Raw genomic sequence first — 19,650 nt, 5'->3', positions numbered from 1 at the left:
CTTCTGATGGTCAGTGAACCTCCATCATGGCACATTGATGCCGCAGCGAGGTTGTTCACCCCATCTGGACTTCAGCAATATCGATATGGAAAAAACCAATCGGATAGCGCTTGAAGTGCTGCCGTTTCGGCTTGTCCCCTTCGACATCAGGCAGGCGTGAAATCCCGTGACGCTGAAGACAGCGATGCAGTGCTGAGCGTGTCAGATACGGGATGGTGGCCTGCAATGCATAAAGGCAATCGTCCAGCGGCAGTAAAGTATGCCGCCGGAAAGCCACGACCATCGCTTCGTCCGTCTCGGACAGAACTGTTGAACGCGGCTCTTTGGGACCGGCCTTCTGATCCTCGACAGTCTGACGCTTTCGCCATTTCGCCACCGTTTTTGGATTGATCCCTAACTCCTCGCTCAACGCCGAGAGCGAAGCCTGCGATCGCTGTATTGCCGCTCGCACCGCGTGCGTGGTCGTGGCGCTGCCATGACGTATCTGTCCCATAATGCGTCCTTCCACTCGCGTGAAAATACCACACCATCAAACCACGGGACTAAACACCTAGGATACTCCCTCATGACGGCTGACTATCGCTTCGACCCTCTTCAGTTTCCGATGCCCGCCGGGACAGGTCTTTTCCCGCGCCGGGATATAGATCTCTATGCTGAGCTTTCATCCCGTGTTGGCGTCGGTGTCCATGGGTTTATATTGGTAGATCTTGGGCGGAAGGCCTGGAATCTGCGCAAAAAAACTGGCAATCAGGGGAGGGCACATGGGCGGCCTTTCGTGAGGCTGTGCACCAGTGCTATCCGCATCTACCAGTGGAAAAAAAGCTTGAGCAGGACGGTCATGAGTTTGACTCGCTTTACGAACTGGCAGTGTACCGACGTCTGAAGCCCATGCTGGCATCGACACTAAAGCTGGACGTTCATCCACCTCTGCGAGGATGTGCCTTTCAGGAAGAGGCTTTTGCCGATTTCAAGGTGAGTTCGGCTCAGACTGGCAAAAGCTGCTGTATCGAAGTGGTTAGTCTGTTTGACCGGACGTTTATAGCATATTCTTCAGCGCAGAAGGAGTGAAAGGACGAGACCTTGCGACGACTGCATTGCTACCCAGCCAATCACCGCCCTATCCTCGTTTTTGTGATCCCGAACAGGTCTCGGCGGCTCTCAGACAGGCCTAGTTTCAGTCAAGGAGGACGGACTGCGGGTTGCAGTCTGAATGCCTCTGGCAGACTGCAAGATTGTATTTTAGGGGAGAAGTAACACAAAGTGTCAGAAAGGAAAACAATGGCTCTGTTTAGATGGAGGCAGCCTATTGAGGCTACCTCCATCAAGAGTTGTTGGGCTATTTCGTGAGGAAGAGCATTAAAACTATAGGAGACTGAAAATCGAACTTGCAAGCTTGCAAAATCGTTAACCGGTTGGATCGAAGGAGTAAAGAGGGAAATTGTAACTAATCTTTTTCGAAAAACTATCACATATCACACTCAGTAGTGAATGACTGAGCGGATCGATTTACCTTCATGCATGAGGGTAAAAGCTGCATTGATGTCTTTAAGCGGCATCGTATGGGTTACAAAAGGTGCTAGCTGAATGTCACCGCGCATTGCGTCTTCGACCATTCCAGGTAACTGTGTTCGCCCCTTTACGCCGCCAAATGCCGTGCCTCGCCATGATCGACCGGTGACAAGTTGAAACGGGCGGGTAGAAATTTCCTTTCCAGCTCCCGCAACTCCAATAACAATTGACTGCCCCCAACCGCGATGAGCAGCTTCCAGCGCGGCACGCATGACAGAAACATTGCCGATGCATTCAAACGTATGGTCAATGCCCCAACCAGTTAATTCAACCAGTACTTGCTGGATAGGTTGCTCGTAATCTTTTGGGTTAAGAAAATCAGTTGCTCCAAAGGCTTCTGCCAGTTCGAACTTTTCCGGGTTAGTGTCGATCGCAAAGATGCGCCCTGCCTTTGCCTGTCTTGCTCCCTGTATGACGGCGAGCCCAATTCCCCCAAGCCCAAAGACTGCAACCGTATCGCCAGATTGTACTTTAGCCGTGTTATGTACCGCGCCGATACCGGTTGTCACACCACATCCCAGCAGACAAACATGTTCAGGATTAGAGGCCGGATTAATCTTGGCAAGGGAAACTTCAGCCACAACCGTGTATTCACTAAAGGTAGAGCAACCCATGTAATGATAAATGGGTTGTCCATTGTAAGAAAAACGCGATGTGCCGTCGGGCATGACACCTTTGCCCTGCGTTGTGCGAACAGAAATACAAAGATTGGTCTTTCCGGATTTACAGAACAGGCACTCGCCACATTCTGCCGTGTAAAGGGGAATAACGTGATCACCTGGCACCACGCTTGTCACACCTTCCCCCACTTCTACAACAATCCCAGCTCCTTCGTGTCCAAGCACTGCTGGAAAAAGTCCTTCCGGATCATCGCCAGACAGAGTGAAGGCATCCGTGTGGCACACTCCAGTGTGGGTAATTCGGACCAGCACTTCACCTGAGCGGGGCGGAGCAACGTCAATTTCAACAATTTCAAGAGGTTTACCGGCCTCAAAAGCAACAGCAGCACGCGACTTCATAATATTTCCCCGGTATCTTGCAGTTCGGAATAGTCAATATACTATTTAAAGAAAGTAAGATTGAATGAGACGACGTCCTTAGTGGACCAGACTATAGTGCCCCTGCCGACAGCGCATTCAACGAATTCGTTGCCCAGAGGCTCAGCGCAAGATTGGTCATCAACTTTTAGTCTCACTTCCTATCACCACAACATGTCATATTGTTGAATCGCAATCAGTAGCATTAAAGAAACCCTCCATATATCAAATAGAAAACGTAACTGGTCGATAATTCTTCTTAAAGCTGAACAGAAGAATGTTTTTAAGAATATGCCTTTTTTTCAACTTCGTTCATCTCAGCATTAATCTGATCAACCAGTTCCTGACGAGTGTCAGATGGAATATCTATTTGTAATCTGCGTTCCAGTGTCGCAAAAATACCGATGAATGAGTTGCGGCCATGCTCAAGAATCTGCAGACATGCCTCTTTATCAACGTTTAATTGCTCCATCATGTAACGAGACAAGATTTTCACGGCAACTGGATTTTCGAAAACAAAAACAGGCTGCAAATCAAAAGTCATTTTTCGAGCATAATTGACACCAGGTATGCATTTTAGGCGTTGGCTTAGCCGGATGTCTCTGGAAGAGGCGCCCACATCAACCCACAAAGTCCCATTATCCAGAAGCCATTTCTGTCTTTCCGTATCGTAAACCTCAAAATCACGACTCTCCAAAGTAATGGTTACGCGTTTTGTTTCTCCCGGTTTGAGAGAGATTTTGCAAAATCCGCGCAAATCACGCTTACACCGTTTCAGGCGGCACTTTTCCCCACGAAGATAAACCTGAGCAATTTCTTTTCCTTCATAGAGGCCCGTATTTGTAATGTTAAAGCTGATATCCAGACCCTGAAGTGGAAGAATTTCGTTTTTGCTTAGGATCAAATCACTATATTCAAAAGTTGTGTAACTTAGCCCAAATCCAAAGGGAAAAAGGGGTTGGCTATCTCGTGCATCAAAATACCTGTAGCCCACAAAACACCCTTCACTGTAATAGTGTCGTCCGTTTTCGCCTGGATAAGACAAGTAACCAGGGATGTCTTCCTTCTTCACAGGAAAGGTGGTCGTCAGCTTTCCTGATGGTACGGTTTTGCCAAAAAGGATGTTTGCAACCGCACGCCCCATGCCCTGACCACTGAAAAAAGTGTCCAGCACGGCGTCAACATGTTCCACCCAGGGCATAGCAACAGCATCGGGGTTCGAAAGAATGACTATGAGTTTGTAAGGACGTTCAGCCTGCCCAAGCGTGGTAATCAGATCATCGTATCCGGGAGCCAGATTCAGATCGCTCCTGTCAGAACCTTCGCCATCGTAACCGACAGGCGGGGCTGCGAATAAGATAACAATATCAGCATCCAGACAGGCAGTAAGCGCCTCAGATTTAAGCTGCACGCATGCTTTGGGTTCAGGCGCTGTACCGAGCAACCAGACTACCTGTGTCTCCGAAGAGCAGTAGGAGCTGATTTCATCGAACGGAATGTCAACCTGTGTCGGCGTAGTCGTTGCGCAACCTGACCCCTGAATAACGGGCTCAAGAGCTTCCTTCCCAAGGATAACAACTTTTCTCAGTCTTTCAGCAGAAAGAGGGAGGCATTTATTGTCGTTTTTCAGCAACACGATGGACTCTTCGGCGAATTTCCGACTGAGTACATGATGTTGTTGCTCTGTGTATTGAACATTATTCATTTTAGAGGCATGGCAGCGAAGGACAAGGCGTATGACATTTGCACACGCTGTATCCAGAGCACTCAGATTAACGCGACCATCCGCCAGATCGCGTTTGAGATCTGCTTTACGAATAGGGCTTTCAGGCATATCCAGATCGTTACCAGCTAGAATGGATGCCCCCCGGTCCTTAATACCATGCCAGTCCGCAATAACCGTGCCCGAATAGCCCCAGTCATTGCGCAGGACACCATTGATTAAGTGTGCGCTTTGGGCCGTTTGCTCCCCGTTTACTCGGTTATAGGACGTCATAACCGACCACGGGTTCGATTTGGCGATAGCTCTTTCAAAGGCGAGAAGGTAAATCTCCCGTAATGCTCGTTCTTCTACGATGGAATCCATGGTCGTACGTTCAACCTCTGAATCATTGCAGACAAAATGTTTCAGAGACGTGCCAACACCGTATTTTTGTATACCATTGATCACAGCTGCTGCCAGATCGGCAGAAAGAACAGGGTCTTCAGAGTAATATTCATAGGCACGACCCGCAAGCGGTGTTCTTCTTATGTTAATGCCAGGCCCTAGTAGAAGATGTACTCCTAGGTTTCTACACTCCTTTCCTAAGGCTTCCCCTAACTGGGTCGCCAAATCGGTATCCCACGAACATGCCAGGCTTGACCCATTGGGGAAACAAGTTGCCGGTTTCATTTGGCCCCATGCTGTTTGAACATCATCAGCTTTTCTGTTGACCACGCCCAGAAACGAATCAAGATTTTCGCCGCCACGCTCGTTTTTATCAATTTGCTTAACCGAATATCGTACACCATAAGTACCATCGGTCATGGTGATACTCGGCAGGCCCAGCCGCTCTATGGGCCTGGTTTTCCACATATTGAAGCCGCCAATCATATCGATTTTTTCGTCTATCGTCATTTGGCTGACTAATGAGTCAACGTCGTAAGAAGAAGGCATGGCGCTTGTGTTCATGATGATCCTAAGTATCTGAGAAGGAAAACGAGAGGATATGTGAACGCTATCCTCATTTATAAGCCCTGATGTCAGACTAGCCTGCTGCGCTCTTTATCCTCGGTCCGTCATCTGTAGAGCTGTACAGGAGAAATAAAATAAATTGTATAGCGACACACGTCAGAGGAAGCCAAACAAAGCCCGCCAAAACCCACAATGCGATGTCTCCCGTAGGGGATGACTGGTTTGCATCATAATGTCCAAAAGAAAGAAATAGAGAAAGAATAAATCCAGTTATTCCCCCAGCAATTTTTGTCACAAGAGTATTTAAGGCGTAAGATATACCAGCCAGATCGACATGATCGTCTGCATGACTGTAGTCAACTGCTTTTGCAAGCAAGACATAATATAATGGTGACAAAACTCCTTGAGCAAAGGTCAAAACAATAAGAGAACCAGCAAATTCTACTAAAGAGGATTTCGAAAGAAAAATTAGAATATAGGCAATACCCTGCAGGACAGAGAGCGCAAGGCCAGTTCTGAAAAAGCCAAGTCGTTCAGTAAAAAATGGGCACAACATTGCACCTAAAAGTCCTGACAAGACACCAATTGTCAATGTCAGACTTGCGACAGATTCTGACCTTCCAAGATTGCATTTTGCATAATAGAAGATGAAACCGGAAAATGCTGACAGACAAATAAATTGAACAAAAACCAATGCATTACATAAATGCCAACTTCTGTTTTTTATTAGAGATTTCAGAATGTAACGAAAAGAATAAGTTGCAGCCTGCGGTGGAAAGCGCACAATACAGGTTTTAACAACAACAAACCACAGAATACTACCTGCACAGCACAACAGAAAAACAAAAGCCACAAATCCGAATTGCCGCTGTGATAACGTCCCCTCTCCACCAAGCCATTCGACGGCTGGTATGGTGAGGAAAGCGACGCAAAATTTACCGACCTGACAGCCGATCATCCTGAAGGAATTTAAGTCGATTCTTCCTTTACTGGTTTGTGAAATCATGGTGGCCATAGCCCCATATGGTGTATTGATACAAGAATATACGGCACCAAAAAGAATATATGTGGCGCCTGCCCAGATAACTTTTCCATTTCCAGGAAGCGGAAGGGGAAGAAAACAAAGGAATCCTGCTACTCCAAACGGTATGGACAGGTAAGTCAGAAGACGGGGTACAATAAGCCCGCCCTTTCTATCCATAAAAATTCCGATCAGTGGGTCACAAAGTGCATCAAAAACGCGGGCAATGAGCAATATCCAAGCAACAGAAGCAACGGGAAGTCGATAAATATCCGTATAATAATACATCAGATATGTGGACGTCAGCCCCCATAAAAGGTTAGATGAAAGATCACCACACCCATAAGCAATTTTTTCTTTTATAGAAAGGTCATTATCAGAAGTTTTCATGAGAGATCTGTCATGGTTGCGGCCTGACAACTGTTAGGCAGAATTGCTGATGGGGATGAACGGGATAGGTCAGACATTACGGTTTTCGTATAGGTATTAATGGAAAAATAGCGGACATATATCTTTCTGAATACACTTTTTCATAGTTATATATTATAATAATATTTTCGTTTCATCTGTTAAATAGATGGGATATTTTTCTGTTCGTCTGTGCATGTGCAACGCATCCCGTAACGATTAACATCCTCTGTCCATCCTATAATGGAATCGACACGAAAAAAACTAATATCTAAAAATGAAAAACAAAATTAATACCTCAGGAACGCCTATACTTAATTTCTGCTCGGTCATCGGAATATCCGAACTGGAGTATCAAAAGAAAATCATTGCGAGAAAGATACAACATGACCTGTTATTGAGCGCATACGGTTACTCCAGTGAGGCAGCGTATCTCCCTAATCTCGGGAAGCAATGACAGGGTGCTGGTTTTGAATACATGTGCCGACGAGATTATCGGGAAGCAGAGCTTGATCGGATTATCTACTCACTTATCAAGGATGGAGATCTTTGGAATGGCATACCGGAACGCTGGATTCCTGTCGGCAGTTCTCTCAACAACCTTACTTTCTGGCGGAGGAGGCGCTCTGTACGCAGCAGATAAACCAGAACCCCTCTATGCGCTTAAAAGCAACCACCAGCATGCACCGGTCGCCAAAAAGCAGTCTACACAGGTGGGTGGCAGAATTGCCGGTCGTAGCAAAAACCGCAAGGTAGCCGTTGTCAATAATTCATCGGAAGACCTGCATGTTAGCGGTAAGCGTCGTGTCGTTGGTGTGCAGGACGTTGTCTCCTCCGCTGAGATTCATCGTGCAGTTCCGGGTACCAACCCACTTAAGGCGCTGTCCCAACATCCCGGTGTCATGTTCCAGAGTTCTGACCCTCAGGGCTTGGGGCAATGGACGAGCATGCTTTATATGCACGGCTTTCAGCAAGACCAAATTGGTATGACCGTTGAAGGTATTCCTATTGGTGACCAGGAGTTCCACTCGTTCAATGGTTTGAACTCAGCTCAGGCCATCACCAGCGAAAACCTTGAGCGCATGGATGTCTCACTCGGGGCAGGGGCAGAGTCCATCGCGGCCACCAATAACCTAGGTGGCTCCCTTCAGTTTATTGGCAGCGATCCAGGACATGTACGTAAAGCGACCATCGGTCAGACCTTCGGCAGCAATAGTCTATTTCATACCTATGTCCGTGGAGACAGCGGGGATCTGACCAAAAGAGGCGACAGATTCTATGTCTCCTACATGCGTAACGATACCAAAAGGTGGAAAGGCGGCGGTCACCAATTCATGCAGCAGGTTAACTTCAAACTTGTTGACCCCATTGGTGAACACAGCAGTCTGTCTACCTTCTTTAACTATAGTGATTTTGAATATATCGACTATCAGGATATGTCTTTCGACAGCTTGAAAAATGGCGGTTACTACCTTGATAATTTCATTGGTACTCCAAATGGGTATCAGAAAGCCTATCAGGCTGCTTTGGGCATTTTCCCGTCATCTTACAGTAACATCGTCGATAAAACCGATGCCTCCTACTACGCGGCATCTACGACATCACGTAACTATATTGGAGGTACTACATACGACTTCGAATTGGCAGACCGTCTGCACTGGAAGGGCACCGTTTACGGGCATGGCCAGTATGGACGTGGTAGCTATACAAGTCCATACAGTACCTCTCCCAATGGGGCGCCGCTGGCAGAGCAGATCACGGTTACGCAACAAAAGCGTTTCGGATTTACATCTTCTCTGAATTATACCGTTGCCAAAAATGACATCAGTGCCGGCGTTTGGTATGAGAACTTCAGTGTCAACGTTGATAGAAATGCCTATGAAGAACCCCTGCTCGGCCAGGGAAAACCCGTCAATCCGGTCGGATCTCTGCCCAGTCCTTATGCAACCTTCTGGGGTATGCAGTTCAACTCAAATAGCTTTACCGCCTACCTTCAAGACACTTACCATCCTCTAAAGAACGTTTCTCTGCATGTTGGTTTTAAATCCATCCTGCAAACAGTGCGGGCTGGCCAAACAGCCAATATGGTCTCTTATACTGGCACAGACTCTTTGGCCGTCGGCAGCGTTACTTCCTCCAGGCCGTTTTTACCGCATATCAGTGGCGACTGGCGTTTTCTCCGCGATCATGAGCTCTATTTCGATATTGCGGAAAATATGAAAACTCTTCCAATGGCAGCCTACAAACAGGGAGCATCCCCTTTCGCTCTTACGGGCGAACAGTACGAGAAAATAAAAAATACTATTAAGCCAGAAACAAATTGGACGTATTCCGTTGGTTATCGTTACAATAGCCCATGGGTCAGCGGTACGGTATTTGCTTATCGTTCAGACTTCTCGAATCGGTTGCAGCAGATTACGGCGGGCACCATCGTCAATCCGGTTAGCAGTGTTGCAAACGTGGGCAGTATCGCAATGAATGGAGTTGACGCCGGATTGGTTGTGCGCCCCCTCAAAGGACTGAGTATCAGCAGCAACGTCAGCTACAATCATGCCACCTATGGTAGCAATATTTCTGAAAATGGGGTCACATACCATATAAAAGGCCAACAGATCGTCAACTATCCTCGTTTTATGTACAAGGCGAATGTTGTCTATACGATAGGAGATTTTACCACACATTTTGATGCCACCTATATGGGAAAGCGGAACTACAGTTATACCGGTGACCTTAAAGTGCCCTCATATTGGGTCGAAAACGCGGGTGTGCGCTGGATGATGGGTAAAACCATCAGGAAGCTGACCCATAGCAGCCTGCCAGAAGACCTGTCGATCGACTTCAATGTCTATAACCTGGCAAATCAGAAATATATTTCTGTCAGTGGCGAAAATGGAAACGCTATGTATGGTGACTATCAGTCGTTCTTTGTGGGGGCCCCACGTCAATATTTCGGCTCTATCCGGATGTCATTCTGATAGCAGCGCAGCGGGAAAGCCCGTTCTTTTATATCAATACAAGGCACTCTCTTTTCGGAGCTGTAAAATGTCAGAAATTTCTTCGGATGTTACGCATAAACGTATTCGTCCCTTCAATACTAAGGTTACTTATCCAGAGCAAAACTTGGACAATGATTTATGTCAGGCCGTGGTTGCCGGGAAGACTATTTATCTGCGTGGACAGGTGCCCCAGGATCTGGATACGCGGGAAAATGTCGGCGTTGGAGATCCCGTGAAGCAGACTCAGAAGGTCGCTGAAAATATTCTCTTGCTCCTTAAGGAATGCGGGGCAGAGGCACGCCATATTTGCAAAGTGACCGTTTATCTAACGGATATACGCTATAGGGAGTCAGTATACCGAACGCTTGGGCAATATTTGAAAGGCGTTTTTCCGGTGTTCACGGGCCTTGTGGTTGTAGCGCTCGCTCGGCCGGAATGGCTCGTGGAAGTTGATGTTATCGCCGAACTGGACTGATACCAAACAGTGTTTTTAACGACCGGTGGCGGTTTTAATGAATAATACGGTTGATACACTGGCGCAGCTTGTTGCGTTTCCAAGTGTTTGTGGCACACCCAATAGTGCAATTATCGATTGGCTTGAAGCTCGTCTTTCGCTTTTGGGAGCATACATACTGCGTGTACCAGGAGAGGAGCTCGAACGGTACAATCTATTTGCCCGCATTGGGCCAGATGTAGCGGGTGGTATTGTTCTTTCTGCGCATGCAGATGTTGTGCCAACTGAAGGGCAAAGCTGGAGTTCTGATCCATTTACGTTAACTGAGCGAGACGGAAGGCTTTACGGACGCGGCAGCAGTGATATGAAAGGTTTTCTGGCCTGCATGGTTACTGCCGCTGCTAAAGCAACGATCTCTCCTTTGAAACGACCTCTTTATCTCGCCATTTCGTACGATGAGGAACTGGGTTGCCTTGGTGTACGATTTCTGTTGCGAAAGCTGCAGGAGACCGGGCTTGCAGCGTCAGGTTGTATTATTGGCGAACCCACACAAATGCAGGTTGCTGTTGCGCATAAAGGGAAAGTGGCATTGCGTATTAAGTGCCGCGGTAAGTCGGCGCATTCGGCTAATCCGCTCAAAGGAATAAACGCAATTGCTCTTGCTGCCAGCATGGTGTCAGAACTTCAGACTCTTCAGAAGTATATCGAAGACACAGAGGAACATGACAAGCGTTTTGAAGTGCCTTTTTCAACGGTTCAGGTGGGTTTGATCGAAGGAGGGGTGGCTTTGAACATCGTTCCGGAACATTGCAACCTAATGGTTGAAATCCGTGTTCTGCCCCACCTTTTGCCAGATGTTTATATTGCATGGTTGCGGGCCGCCGCACAACGTGTTGTGACACAGAATGAGCAGGGGGCCGTCATTGAGGTCGAGGTAATCAATAGCTATCCTGGTCTCAGTTATGATCAAAATGGATCTGGCATTTTATCTCTTGGTTTGCGAAGTATCTCTCAGAATACAACAACGGTAATTGACTTTGGCACAGAAGCGGGACTTTTTGCGCGAGAGCTAAATTTGCCATGCATTGTGTGTGGTCCGGGGTCCATTGCGCGTGCGCACAAGGCTGATGAGTACATCACCAGACAAGAGCTTGAGGATTCAGATTTGTTTTTATCTCGAATAATACAAGATCTTTGCAATAGATGTTAGTAAATGCGCCAGTCTAACCGGTAATAAACGCCTGTATTTTTTCTATGAGAAATGAGAGCGGATTAGGAAAAACCTAAGACTATCAAAGAAAAACAGTTATTTATGTACCAGTTTCACTGCGTAATAAAATAGCAGAAGTATCTTGGCTGTATTGAGCCAGAAAATAAAAAGGTGGCGGTAATGTCAGTGGAGAAAGTTGAAACGCTCGTTATTGGTGGAGGCCAAGCTGGCGTAGCTATGAGCGAACATCTAGGCAAGAGTGGATTGTCGCACCTAGTTGTCGAGCGTAATAGAATTGCAGAACGCTGGCGTTCTGAACGATGGGACTCATTGGTGGCTAACGGACCGGCATGGCATGATAGATTTCCCAATCTTACATTCGAGGGTGTTGACCCGGACGGCTTTGCATCTAAACAAAAAATAGTCGAATATTTTGAAGCTTATGCAATAAAAAACAACTCGCCCATTCGATGCGGGGTTAACGTTGAGAAATTGACCAAGAATACAGATGGTTCGGCTTTTTTGGCCGAAACATCCTCTGGCACTATCGAGGCCAAAAATGTCGTTGTTGCAACGGGCCCCTTCCAGAAACCAATTATTCCTTCCCTTGTTCCCCCATCAACCGGAATAGAGCAAATTCATTCCAGTGCCTATCGTAACCCGGATCAGCTAAAACAAGGGGCAGTGCTAGTTATCGGCGCGGGCTCTTCTGGCGCGCAGATAGCTGAAGAACTCATGAATGCAGGGCGCAAGGTCTATCTTGCCGTTGGTCCGCACGACCGTCCGCCACGAAAATACCGTGGGCGAGACTTTGTGTGGTGGCTCGGCGCACTGGGTATGTGGGATATGCGAACATGCAGTCCATCCATGGAGCATGTTACCATTTCTGTCAGTGGGGCCAACGGCGGCCATACGATCGATTTTAGGCGTCTGGCAAGTCAAGGTATGACACTGGTTGGTCGTGCCGAGGGGTGGGAAAACGGCCGTATACGTTTTGCTCCAGATCTCGCAAAAAATATTGCGGGTGGAGATGCTAACTATATTGCAATGCTTGATGCTGCTGATGCATATATCGAACAAGAAAAGCTTGATTTACCGGAAGAGCCAGAGGCTCGTAACATCGGGCCAGATCCTGATTGTGTGACCAACCCCATCCTAGAACTCGATCTAAAGGAAGTTGGCATAACATCCATTGTATGGGCAACAGGTTACGCTCTGGACTTTGATTGGCTTGAGGTTGATGTCTTTAATGAAGCAGGCGAACCTGTTCATGACTGCGGTGTTTCTGAAGTGCCGGGCCTCTATTTTCTTGGACTTGCTTGGCTGTCTCGAAGGGCGTCTCCGTTTATCTGGGGAGTCTGGCACGACGCAAAGCACTTGGCCCAGCATATCGCCACGCAGCGGACCAGCGTAAGTCAACCAGACTGATAGTACTTGCACTCTGCTCCGTAGCAGGGTGCAAAGCCACTCGGTTTGTTCGTTTTTGTGTTGTATGGAGGTTGGTTGTGACATTTTCGATCGCCGCCCGTTGTCCCACTACTGGCTGTTTTGGCCTTGCTATTTCCTCTTCTTCTCCTGCCGTCGCTGCGCGGTGCGCGTATGTTCGTTCAGGCGTGGGAGCGGTAGCCACGCAAAATTCAACTGACCCCCGACTTGGCCCTGCCGTACTCGGCCTGATGGCAGAAGGGCTTTCTGCTTCGGCAGCGATTGAGGCCATTACGGCATCTGCTGAGCATATTCAGTACCGTCAACTTACTGCGGTTGATGCGCTGGGTAATACGTCTGTTTTTTCTGGCATCCACGCACTTGGTACCAGTAGTTGGTTTAAAACTGACAATTGTGTTGCGGCGGGCAATCTATTAGCCAGCGTCGATGTCCCAGCTAGAATGGTCGAAGCGTTTGAAACCGCCAAGGGAGCCCTAGGTGACAGGCTTATTGCCGCCATGCAAGGCGGAATGGTCGCTGGTGGCGAGGCGGGCCCTGTCTTTTCTGCCGGCCTGCTTCTTATAGGGGCACAGAACTGGCCGATGGCGGATCTTCGTATAGACTGGGACGTCGAGCCAATCAGCCGCTTGGCAACACTCTGGACAGTCTGGAAGCCTCAAATGGGCGCATACATTCAACGCGCGTTGGACCCCACAGAGGCCCCTAAATTTGGAGTGCCAGGAGACGAATAAGCCGTATTTTCTCAGCCCCACTGCAATTAACGCCGTAGCAATAATGGTTCGATAGTGTAACATGGAAAAATGCGCTACACTTTAAGACAGCTAGAATATTTTATTGCGGCAGGCGAATGTGGTTCCATAACGGTGGCTTCCGAGCGCATTGCTATATCGCAGCCTTCCATCTCCACGGCTATTAGCCATTTGGAGAAAGAGCTTGGTGTACAACTTTTTGTTCGCCAGCATGCCCATGGTTTATCGCTGACTCCTGCCGGTCGGAAGCTCGTTGTGGCCGCAAAGCGGGTCATAAAGGAAGCCGAAAATCTTTATGACGCAGCATCTGAGGCAACAGACCAAGTGCGTGGGCAACTATGCGTAGGCTCCATGGTGACCTTGGCGCCAATGATCATGCCGGAACTGGCACACAACTTTATGTCCATCTATCCGATGGTACAAATACGGCAGTTTGAAGCCAACCAGGAATGGCTTCTTGATAGTCTACGGCGTGTCGAGATTGATATTGCCATAGCCTATGATCTTCAAATACCCGAAGGTATCGAGTTTTCGCCTCTCGCGAGCTTGCCTCCCTATGTTCTTGTTAGTGCCAACCATCCATTTGCACAGGAAACTGAGGTCAGTCTGCAGGACCTTGTTGATGAACCTATGGTTCTACTGGACCTGCCTTTTAGCCGGGAGTATTTTTTTTCGCTCTTCTTTAAAGAAGCCCTGCAACCCAAGATCTATTCTAGCTCAGCTCATTTAGAAGTCGTTCGGACAATGGTTGCAAACGGGTACGGTTATACTCTTGCCAATGTACGCCCGCGCTCGGACATGGCGCTGGATGGACGGAAGTTGGTACATATTCCCCTCGCCGGTAGCCACAGGCCTATGATTGTGGGAACCGCAACATTGGCAAACCTGAACAAGTCACGTCTGCTTCAGGCCTTTGAGCAACATTGCAAGACTTCCATTTCCGACTCTCATATTCCCGGCATGCTGGCTTCCATTTTAGGACATTGATAGCAACATTTCTCCGTATACCGCGAAGGGGCGCAAAACTCCCAAGCTTTGAAAGTTACCAGCTCATGAAATATTCCAGAATTGGCCGCCGTGGGTTCATGCACGTTGTGGGGGCCGCTAGCTTTGTGTCGCCAGCTAAGGCTATGTCGCGATCTAATTCAAAACAAAAAATTATTTTTGATACTGATCCCGGCATTGATGATGCGATGGCGCTTTTATTTATACAAAAAAGCCCTGTTCTAGAGCTGGTTGGTATAACAACTGTTGCTGGCAATGGGTTAATTGATACAGTGACAAGAAACACACTTTACTTAAAGGATCGTTTCGGCATAAAGGCCCCCATCGCCAAGGGCGCTGGACCTGCGTTAGACGGCTCTGTTTCTCCTGCATCAACACGCGTACACGGCGAGAACGGCTTAGGAGATATTTTGATTCCCCCTATGTCAGAAAACACGCTGGATCCCCGCCCCGGCTGGAAATTCATTTCTGATATTGTAAGGCAGTATCCAGGGGAAGTTACATTGGTGGCCGTTGGCCATTTTACAAACCTGGCCCAAGCTCTACGGTATGATCCCGATGTCGTAAAGTTTGTAAAAGATGTGGTTGTTATGGGAGGAGCATTTGGGTTTGATGGCTATCTTGGCAACAGAACGCCATGTGCGGAATCAAACATTTATGGTGATCCAATAGCGGCAGATGAAGTTTTTTCGGCTCAATGGAAAGTGACCATTGTGGGATTGGACGTAACAATGAAGCTTCCGGTTAAATTCAATGAAATAGACCAGCTAAAACAAAGTAACGACCCAGCGTGCCAGTTGTTATGGGCTATCTCGAGAAAATACGTTAATTATTATCGGCAAGAAGGTCTCGATCATATCTACATTCATGATGCCGCAGCCGTTGCGGCAGCCATTAATCCAGCGCTTTTCACGAGAAGATCAGGAGCTGTGCGCGTTGTTACCGAAGGGTTTGCTCGTGGAGAAACAATCCAGAAGCCTGATGACAGGCATTACCTTATCAGCAACTGGGATAATAGACCCTCGCAATCTGTCTGCATAGACGTCGATTCATCCAAGCTAAAAAACCTTTTCTTTGAAACAATTTTAAAAAAGTGATTTATGGTTGGTATACCTGAAAATTAGGTATACCAATATTCTGATATCATATTATCTAATTTTTTTTTGATACTATATAGTATAGAGTGGATGTAGTTCCTAAGCCAATTAGCCAAGAAATATCAACACTATGCAAGTGGTAGGCTATTGGACCAACATAAGCTGGTGTAACAAGAAAAGGGAATTGCAATATCAGAGAAAGGAAAAAACACAGAAATGCTGTTTTATTAATACGACCATAAATCCCACCATCTTTTTTGAAAAATGCATTTACATCATACTTTGCATGATGAATCAGATAATAATCCACCAGATTGATGGCAGTCCAAGGGATCATAATCATCATGAGAATATCAAGGAAATCGATGTAGCGGTGTAAAAAGTCATTTGTCATGAAGAAAACACACCAACACGCCAGAATAAACAAGGCTAGTGTTGTTAAAAGCCGCGAACGTCTACCAAAGTTGTAAGATGAAAAGAAGGTTTGAAAAATTGAAAGTGCTGCGAGCGCTCCACAATAAATATTCATGGCGGTCGGACCAGCCATCCCTAGAATAAGTGAGCAGAGTACAAGAGTTGCAGCCAGTGTACTGCTAGAGGAAAGATGGGCGTATAATGAACCGACGAGGGCTCCTGCAGAATTAGCCTCAAACCCTAATAACATACCAATTGTCATAGGAAAGAACGCTCCAAGGCATGACCCTCCATAAGTCGCCCAAAAGGCATTTTTAACACCCTGTTTTGTGGCAGGCAGATAACGTGAGTAGTCCGAAACATAGGGAGCAAATGCAATTTGCCAGAGTGCAATGATGGAGAAGGCTCCCACCACATTTGACAGGCTGTTGGTTGAATGAGGCGATCCGTTTACGATTATTTTATAAATCTCTGGGTCTTTTACTAAAAGGATTATACAGGTCGTAAGAGCTGTAATACCCAGAAAAGTGCTAAGTTTTCCTGCTAGATGCAGGCAATAGTAACCTCCCAGAGCCGGGAGAAGACAAAAAAAGGCTACGATAAGAAGAGAGGTAGACCGGGTTAAAGTCGGCACAATAAAATTGAAAGTTTCTCCTCCTAGTATAATATTTGAAGCAGTAAAGCCAACATACATAAAAATCAATAAAAGGGTAATAATTGCTGCACCCACTGTACCAAACTGGCCGCGGGCCTGTACCATTTGCGGGACACCCAAAATAGGACCCTGTGCTGCATGAAGGGCCATAAACAGACCTCCGATCAAGTTCCCTAATACAAGTGTCAGCAATGCCACAGGCAGACTTAAATGAAAGACACCTGTTGTCAGTGCGCCTGTAGAAATGGTAAGGATCATCAAATTCCCACCAAACCAGATAGTGAACAAGTCTCGCGATGTACCAAACCGAGCTGTTGCTGGAATGGGATAAATGCTGCCTTTTTCCACGAAATTTTTTGCAGGGGGTTCTTGGGGTGTCGGCATCAAGGTAGCTCCGTTTATATCTGAAAATATTACGACGCCACAATAAAATAGAAAAGCTGTATTATCTTTTTGTTATTTATTTTTTATTGAGGTTTGACATAGCCAAAATTCTTAGATTTTTCACGTATAAATGATGAGATACTTCTAAAAATATAATCAGGCGGTACGGATCCTCTTGTTTGTTTTCTTGCAATAATAATGTTCAGCGGATTTGTGGGCTCACTTATGGGAATTTCAACTACTTCATTACAAAAACTATCATTATTCTTTCTTCGTAATGCCACAATCGCTATACCCATGCCAGCAGCGACTGCGCAATAAAGAGATTCCATGGTGTGTGCTCGAAAATTAATAGATGGATTTTTCTTTATTTTATAAAATAAATTTTCAAAATATTCATCTGATCCAGGTAAGTTGAAGAGAGCTAGTGGTTCCTTACTAATAGCTTCCAGGGTAAGGTTTTTACACTTTGCCAATGGGTGATCTTCTCGCATGATAACATAAGGTTGTAGACTGAACAGGGTCTCGGTCTGTATTTTTTCACCAATACGACCCATGTCATAAGCAATCAGTAAATCAAGATCGTTATTTGCAAGGGATTTCATAAGATTTTTATGATTGTTTTCATGAAAATCGAGCTTTATTTCAGGAAATCTGTTCCTAAGATATTTTTGAAGGTCATATAATATATAAGGCGTAAGATTTATAAAACAGCCTATTCGCAATATTGTCTGAGTATTGCATGCTATCTTGGTGGCTATTTCTTCGGTTTTCTGTGCGGTAACCAGTAACTGTCTTATCGAAGATTCTAGCGCAAGTCCTGCTTGGGTCAGGCGTGCACCCCGGGCCGGGAGTCTTTCAAGTAGAACAAGGTTTGTAATTTGTTCAAGTTTTCGTAGTCCGTCAGCTAGCGCAGGTTCCGAAATATTCAGTTTTAAAGCCGCGCCGGACATTGTTCCATGGTCAGCTACGGCAACAAAATACATTGCCTGTCGGAGTGTAATTCGAACCATGAAAAAATCTTTCCTTTTCCACGAAAAAAACAGTTTTCTCTTTTTGGTTGAATTCGTCAAATTGTAAGGACTGTCATAGTGGAGATAAAGTAATGCTTAAAGCGGAGCAGGTATCGTTCTTCAATGAGAATGGTTTTTTGGTTGCTGAAAATTTAATTTCTCGTGAGTTGGTATCTGAGCTAAGGGCTGACTTTGCAACGTGGGTTAATGAGAGCAAATTACACGAGCAGTCTTACGGCACAACATTGGACGGACGTCCCCGTTTTGACCTTGAGCCTGGGCATTCAGCTGCAACACCAGCTTTACGGCGCGTGGCATCACCTGGTGAAATATCTGAAGTATATAAACATGTTATGCTAAATGGGGCTGTGCCTACAGCAGTTGCCCAACTAATCGGTCCCAATGTTAAGTTACATCATGCAAAAATCAATTCGAAGCTTCCTGGTACGCCTACAAAAGTGAAATGGCATCAGGACTTTCCTTTTACACCTCACACTAATGATGACCTCATTACGGCTCTTGTTATGTTAGATGATCTCACAGAACAAAATGGTCCGCTTGAAGTTGTTCCCGGGACACATAAAGATCCAATTTGCTCTCTTTGGCATAATGGAATTTTTACTGGCTCAGTAACGGGTGTAGTAGAAGAAGAGTGTCATCGCACAGCCGTGCGTTGCCACGGCACTGCTGGGAGCGTTTGTTTCATGCATACTAGGCTTTTACATGGTTCAGCTCCCAATTTAAGCAACGATCCTCGTACTTTGTTTATTGTTGTCTATGCGGCTGAAGACGCAATTCCCCTCGCGGAGAATCCTTTACCAAGCATATTTGATGGTCAGCTTGTTTACGGTGTAGAAACAGGCAAAGTGCGTTGTATTCCCTTTGAGATTGAACTTCCCGAAAAACCTAAAGGTGCTTCGTTTTTTACACAGCAAGTTCAGCACAGAGACTAGCACTACTTTGGCTGATTGCTGCGAGGGTTGCTGTGGAAGGTTTCCACAGTGCGAGCATTGCCCGGTAGGTGGTCGGTAGCTTTTTCCGCCCGACCGTCGTGAGGCGCTTGGGCTGGAGAAAGGCGTAGGCCTGTCGATGATCGCCCTTTAAAGTGATAGAAGCTCAGCTCTCCTTGAGTTGCTGATGCGCCTGTTTGCAGACCCATCGGGCCTTGATTGCAGTTGCCAGTAGCCTGAGGGCTGTGTCGGCAGGCAGCAGTTTCCAGTATTTTATGGGGAGGGATAGATGGCTGATCCGGTACCGGATGCATTCGGGATGGCCCGCGTTTCCTAGCCGAAAACACGTGTTCACATCAGCGTGGATACCGCTGTATTCGCACTCTTCCCGAACATAGAGAGAAACATCACAGGCTAGATACAAGTATAAGATTCATGCGCCAAATGACGAAATACCCTGACAGAGTAGATGGAGGGATTGAAGAACCGTTGATTGGCGCGCGTGGTTCCTGATTTCAGGCTTTTGTCGTGCTGATTGACGGTTCCTGGGGTGACTTTTGATCTGCGT

At 46.6% G+C, this 19,650-nt stretch carries 14 protein-coding genes and 2 pseudogenes; 9 read left to right on the top strand and 7 right to left on the bottom strand.

What is annotated here, in order from left to right; translation table 11 throughout:
• Positions 1–64 precede the first annotated feature (64 nt).
• Positions 65–493: pseudogene (locus ASN_RS05555) on the bottom strand (IS481 family transposase); the annotation flags it as partial.
• A 72-nt stretch (positions 494–565) separates the two neighbouring features.
• Here ASN_RS05555 and ASN_RS19880 point away from each other — a divergent pair.
• Positions 566–883, top strand: a complete 318-nt coding sequence (locus tag ASN_RS19880; RefSeq protein WP_167541297.1) for a hypothetical protein — start codon at positions 566–568, stop codon at positions 881–883.
• Between the two features lie 595 nt (positions 884–1,478).
• Here the strand turns inward: ASN_RS19880 and ASN_RS05545 are convergent.
• The 3 genes from ASN_RS05545 to ASN_RS05535 all read right to left on the bottom strand — a co-directional run bounded on the left by ASN_RS05545 (position 1,479) and on the right by ASN_RS05535 (position 6,691).
• A complete protein-coding gene (locus ASN_RS05545) occupies positions 1,479–2,588 on the bottom strand; it encodes an S-(hydroxymethyl)glutathione dehydrogenase/class III alcohol dehydrogenase (RefSeq protein ID WP_058987455.1) in 1,110 nt (369 codons plus the stop codon).
• A 301-nt stretch (positions 2,589–2,889) separates the two neighbouring features.
• Positions 2,890–5,277, bottom strand: a complete 2,388-nt coding sequence (locus ASN_RS05540) for a beta-glucosidase family protein (RefSeq protein WP_058987454.1) — start codon at positions 5,275–5,277, stop codon at positions 2,890–2,892.
• Positions 5,278–5,353: 76 nt separating this feature from the next.
• Positions 5,354–6,691: an MFS transporter gene (locus tag ASN_RS05535; protein WP_058987453.1), complete on the bottom strand. Its 1,338-nt coding sequence runs from the start codon at positions 6,689–6,691 to the stop codon at positions 5,354–5,356.
• Positions 6,692–7,218: 527 nt separating this feature from the next.
• Between ASN_RS05535 and ASN_RS05525 the strand changes: the two genes are divergently transcribed.
• The 7 genes from ASN_RS05525 (at position 7,219) to ASN_RS05495 (ending at position 15,666) form a co-directional block, all read left to right on the top strand.
• Positions 7,219–9,684, top strand: a complete 2,466-nt coding sequence (locus tag ASN_RS05525) for a TonB-dependent receptor (protein ID WP_231948399.1) — start codon at positions 7,219–7,221, stop codon at positions 9,682–9,684.
• A 67-nt stretch (positions 9,685–9,751) separates the two neighbouring features.
• On the top strand, positions 9,752–10,180 hold the full coding sequence (locus ASN_RS05520) for a RidA family protein (RefSeq protein WP_058987450.1): 429 nt from the start codon (positions 9,752–9,754) through the stop codon (positions 10,178–10,180).
• A gap of 37 nt (positions 10,181–10,217) precedes the next feature.
• On the top strand, positions 10,218–11,369 hold the full coding sequence (gene argE / locus ASN_RS05515) for an acetylornithine deacetylase (protein ID WP_058987449.1): 1,152 nt from the start codon (positions 10,218–10,220) through the stop codon (positions 11,367–11,369).
• 180 nt (positions 11,370–11,549) lie between these two features.
• Complete coding sequence (locus tag ASN_RS05510) at positions 11,550–12,797, top strand: flavin-containing monooxygenase (protein ID WP_058987448.1); 1,248 nt, start codon at positions 11,550–11,552, stop codon at positions 12,795–12,797.
• Positions 12,798–12,874: 77 nt separating this feature from the next.
• The gene (locus ASN_RS05505) at positions 12,875–13,546 is read left to right on the top strand and encodes a DUF1028 domain-containing protein (RefSeq protein WP_058987447.1); all 672 of its coding nucleotides are present in this window, start codon (positions 12,875–12,877) and stop codon (positions 13,544–13,546) included.
• 69 nt (positions 13,547–13,615) lie between these two features.
• Positions 13,616–14,551, top strand: coding sequence for a LysR family transcriptional regulator (locus ASN_RS05500; RefSeq protein WP_058987446.1), 936 nt, complete (start codon positions 13,616–13,618; stop codon positions 14,549–14,551).
• Between the two features lie 65 nt (positions 14,552–14,616).
• Positions 14,617–15,666: a nucleoside hydrolase gene (locus ASN_RS05495; protein ID WP_197603337.1), complete on the top strand. Its 1,050-nt coding sequence runs from the start codon at positions 14,617–14,619 to the stop codon at positions 15,664–15,666.
• Between the two features lie 55 nt (positions 15,667–15,721).
• Here ASN_RS05495 and ASN_RS05490 read toward each other — a convergent pair whose 3' ends face one another.
• The gene (locus tag ASN_RS05490) at positions 15,722–17,119 is read right to left on the bottom strand and encodes a purine-cytosine permease family protein (RefSeq protein ID WP_058987445.1); all 1,398 of its coding nucleotides are present in this window, start codon (positions 17,117–17,119) and stop codon (positions 15,722–15,724) included.
• Between the two features lie 83 nt (positions 17,120–17,202).
• Positions 17,203–18,132, bottom strand: a complete 930-nt coding sequence (locus tag ASN_RS05485; RefSeq protein ID WP_058987444.1) for a LysR family transcriptional regulator — start codon at positions 18,130–18,132, stop codon at positions 17,203–17,205.
• Positions 18,133–18,224: 92 nt separating this feature from the next.
• Between ASN_RS05485 and ASN_RS05480 the strand changes: the two genes are divergently transcribed.
• Positions 18,225–19,085: a phytanoyl-CoA dioxygenase family protein gene (locus ASN_RS05480; protein WP_058987443.1), complete on the top strand. Its 861-nt coding sequence runs from the start codon at positions 18,225–18,227 to the stop codon at positions 19,083–19,085.
• Here the strand turns inward: ASN_RS05480 and ASN_RS20145 are convergent.
• A pseudogene (locus ASN_RS20145) lies at positions 19,057–19,353 on the bottom strand (hypothetical protein); the annotation flags it as partial. The gene ASN_RS05480 and the pseudogene ASN_RS20145 overlap by 29 nt on opposite strands.
• Positions 19,354–19,650 lie beyond the last annotated feature (297 nt).

It is taken from the genome of Acetobacter senegalensis (assembly GCF_001499615.1).
Classification (GTDB): Bacteria; Pseudomonadota; Alphaproteobacteria; order Acetobacterales; family Acetobacteraceae; genus Acetobacter; species Acetobacter senegalensis.
This window is presented reverse-complemented; position numbering and strand designations above follow the sequence as displayed.

What these genes read in the sequence shown, in the direction of transcription:
- ASN_RS19880 (WP_167541297.1), top strand. Translation starts at nt 566, where the DNA reads ATGACGGCTGACTATCGCTTCGACCCTCTTCAGTTTCCGATGCCCGCC.
- ASN_RS05545 (WP_058987455.1), bottom strand. Translation starts at nt 2,588, where the DNA reads ATGAAGTCGCGTGCTGCTGTTGCTTTTGAGGCCGGTAAACCTCTTGAA.
- ASN_RS05540 (WP_058987454.1), bottom strand. Translation starts at nt 5,277, where the DNA reads ATGAACACAAGCGCCATGCCTTCTTCTTACGACGTTGACTCATTAGTC.
- ASN_RS05535 (WP_058987453.1), bottom strand. Translation starts at nt 6,691, where the DNA reads ATGAAAACTTCTGATAATGACCTTTCTATAAAAGAAAAAATTGCTTAT.
- ASN_RS05520 (WP_058987450.1), top strand. Translation starts at nt 9,752, where the DNA reads ATGTCAGAAATTTCTTCGGATGTTACGCATAAACGTATTCGTCCCTTC.
- argE (WP_058987449.1), top strand. Translation starts at nt 10,218, where the DNA reads ATGAATAATACGGTTGATACACTGGCGCAGCTTGTTGCGTTTCCAAGT.
- ASN_RS05510 (WP_058987448.1), top strand. Translation starts at nt 11,550, where the DNA reads ATGTCAGTGGAGAAAGTTGAAACGCTCGTTATTGGTGGAGGCCAAGCT.
- ASN_RS05500 (WP_058987446.1), top strand. Translation starts at nt 13,616, where the DNA reads ATGCGCTACACTTTAAGACAGCTAGAATATTTTATTGCGGCAGGCGAA.
- ASN_RS05495 (WP_197603337.1), top strand. Translation starts at nt 14,617, where the DNA reads ATGAAATATTCCAGAATTGGCCGCCGTGGGTTCATGCACGTTGTGGGG.
- ASN_RS05490 (WP_058987445.1), bottom strand. Translation starts at nt 17,119, where the DNA reads ATGCCGACACCCCAAGAACCCCCTGCAAAAAATTTCGTGGAAAAAGGC.
- ASN_RS05485 (WP_058987444.1), bottom strand. Translation starts at nt 18,132, where the DNA reads ATGGTTCGAATTACACTCCGACAGGCAATGTATTTTGTTGCCGTAGCT.
- ASN_RS05480 (WP_058987443.1), top strand. Translation starts at nt 18,225, where the DNA reads ATGCTTAAAGCGGAGCAGGTATCGTTCTTCAATGAGAATGGTTTTTTG.